A 2,552-nucleotide genomic window follows, 5' to 3' on the forward strand; every position below is an offset into this window, starting at 1 on the left:
AAAGTGGATTGAAATTATCACAATAACAGTTTGCGCAATATTATCGCAAATAATTTTCAACTATGTCCGTCAAAAAGATAACGATCCTGATTCTTCATTCAAAAAAGAAAAATCAAATGCCGTAAAAAAACTTTATTTCAGCTACTCGACAATAGTCGGATTCATTGCCGGTCTCTTTTTGGGCTTGTTTGTTTTTTCATCTCTATTCAGAGTTCTCTTAGATATTTTATTCGGCTACGGTGACAGCGGTCCTGATTGGATAAATGTTGTAATTATTGCGGCAACCCTAATCATAACAGCTCTCTGCATCTACTACAGCAATAAGTGGACGAGGAATTATTTGAATAAAAAATGATGTTAATCTGCATTGTCGTTGTCTGATATTGTTCATCGATTCCAATCATATACAACCATGCAATATCGCAATTTAGAAAAGTAATAATAATTAACTAAAGTGTCCCCGAAACTATGTTGAGATCTTTATTCCTAATACATATTATTTTACATATATGATATTTGAGGAGGATACTTTATGTGGCAAGTTACTATTTATTTAGATGATAGCATCGAAGAGAAGATGCGCAAAGCGGCAAAGGACAGTAATATGTCACAGAGCAAATGGATTTCAAAAATAATCAAGGGAAAAAATATCCGATGATTGACCTGAATCTGTCAAAAAACTTGCAGGCGCCTGGAAAGATTTACCTACTGCAGAAGAAATCAAAAGAAGTGCCGGAAAAGACAGAAAAAGAGAGAAGCTATGATCTACATTCTCGATACGAATACATTAATTTATTATTCTAAAGGCATTGGCAAGGTTGCAGACGGTTTGTTGAGCAAATTTTCTAAAGAAATAGGAATTCCATCAATCGTTTTATACGAGTTGGAAGTGGACATTGCGAAATCGGTATCTCTTAAAAAAAAGAATAAAACAGCTTAAAGAATTGATGCGTATTGTTAATATTCTCGATTTTATGGAAAAGGAGGCCAAAAGCTCTGCTGAAATAAGAATGAATTTAGAGAAAAAAGACATTCCCATAGGCCTTATAGATATAGTGATTGACGGCACTGCTTTAGCCAACCGGGGGATATTGGTCAGTCACAAAGTTAAAGAATTTAAGCAAATAAAAAATCTGCAGGTCGTCGATTGGTATTAGTAAGTATTAATCAAGAATTGATTGACTAACAATCAATGTCGGTTTTTTGAACATATTATCTTTCCACAAATCAATTACTTATCAAAAACAACAATTTTCTGTCGGATTATTAAACACTTTTTATTTTCACCGTTAATTTGTAAAAAAGCGTTAACCTTAATATTATTCATTATTTCAATATGTTGGCTTAGCCAAAATATTGCTTTGAAAAATGACATAAATATTGCATAATTTTCATTAAATACTCACAAATTCTTAAAAAAAAACAATAATGCAAAATTAATTAAAAAGGAGTGATAACTATGAAGAAAAAAATATTTAATTCACAAAATTTTTTAAATCAACTTCTACCCCTGTCAGTATTCTTAATATGCGCAATTTTCCTCTTTGCCTCATATTCAGAAGCGACTTCTTTAAACCTCACCCCGCAGACACCTGACATATTCTCGTCTTTCATCTACACTAATTTCGACGGAGATATTTTTACCGCTCAGGGATTTGCCCTCGAGTTAGACGATAACGGTGTAGGCCCCGCAGAGCCCATTGTGGGAGGAATGTTTGATTTAATGGCTCAATTTTTTAACGGTACATTTATGGGCGGATATATTAATATTAATGGACAAGTGCCAACATTGGGATTGGACACTACGGGAGTCCTTCTCACGGGTAACCTTACGGGCGTCGGTTTCCCAACGGGCGGAAGCGATCCCATTGAATTTACCTTTGATGTTACCCATTCAGATGCTGAAAATCTTTTCGGCGGATACGGCGCATCCGGCGGTATAATACTCAGCTTTTCAGGCCTTCAGGGCGATTTTCTTATACCTTTTCAAAATGCCGGAGATGGTGTTGCCGATACTTTCACGCTTTCCTCGCCTGTGCCTGAACCTGCGACAATAAGCATGCTACTGTTAGGAATCACTGGATTGGCGTACACAGGCATCAGAAAAAAATCGTAATAACTTCCCCAAAGCTATAATTTCGATATCCTGACAATTGTGCCTTTCATAGGATCAAAGATAAAAACTATGTTTTCCTTGTCAGGAAGAAGAGTTTTCAAGTCTTCAATGCTTATTTCAAATTCATAAGCGCACTGCCATTTTACACCTTTAAGTTTCAAAAGCTTGACCGACGCCGCTTGATTCATCCCGAATAACTCCATTGCTTCCTTTAATCCGTTTCTAAAAATATATGATGGGAAAAAAGAATTTGGAGATAAAACATTATCAGGTATATTTATAAAAAATAGATTCTTACCTTTCAAAAAATTAGAAGTACTTTTATTAATCGTTTGCACAACATTGCGCACTATAACAGATGAGTTGTGCCATTCATTTTTTCTATCATTGATGTAAGAAATTCCCGGTGCAACAATAGCAAGCATAAGTATAAATG

The 2,552-nt window shown here is 35.0% G+C and carries 3 protein-coding genes and 2 pseudogenes; 4 read left to right on the plus strand and 1 reads right to left on the minus strand.

Annotated features, from left to right (window positions below; genetic code table 11):
• The 4 genes and pseudogenes from D6734_10740 to D6734_10755 all read left to right on the plus strand — a co-directional run.
• Positions 1-355 (plus strand): hypothetical protein (locus tag D6734_10740; GenBank protein RMF93160.1); only part of this gene is annotated, 355 nt, incomplete at its 5' end.
• Between the two features lie 177 nt (positions 356-532).
• Positions 533-764, plus strand: a pseudogene (locus tag D6734_10745) (CopG family transcriptional regulator).
• A pseudogene (locus D6734_10750) lies at positions 764-1,157 on the plus strand (type II toxin-antitoxin system VapC family toxin). The pseudogenes D6734_10745 and D6734_10750 overlap by 1 nt, the downstream one beginning before the upstream one ends.
• Positions 1,158-1,459: 302 nt before the next feature.
• Positions 1,460-2,116, plus strand: coding sequence for a PEP-CTERM sorting domain-containing protein (locus tag D6734_10755; GenBank protein RMF93161.1), 657 nt, complete (start codon positions 1,460-1,462; stop codon positions 2,114-2,116).
• Between the two features lie 14 nt (positions 2,117-2,130).
• Here D6734_10755 and D6734_10760 read toward each other — a convergent pair whose 3' ends face one another.
• Positions 2,131-2,541 (minus strand): hypothetical protein, encoded by a 411-nt coding sequence (locus D6734_10760; protein ID RMF93162.1) that lies wholly within the window; start codon positions 2,539-2,541, stop codon positions 2,131-2,133.
• Positions 2,542-2,552: the final 11 nt, after the last annotated feature.

The sequence above is a fragment of the Candidatus Schekmanbacteria bacterium genome (genome assembly GCA_003695725.1).
Lineage (GTDB): Bacteria > Schekmanbacteria > GWA2-38-11 > GWA2-38-11 > J061 > J061.

Coding starts and splice junctions, on each gene's coding strand:
- D6734_10755 (RMF93161.1), top strand. CDS start 1,460: ATGAAGAAAAAAATATTTAATTCACAAAATTTTTTAAATCAACTTCTA.
- D6734_10760 (RMF93162.1), bottom strand. CDS start 2,541: ATGCTTGCTATTGTTGCACCGGGAATTTCTTACATCAATGATAGAAAA.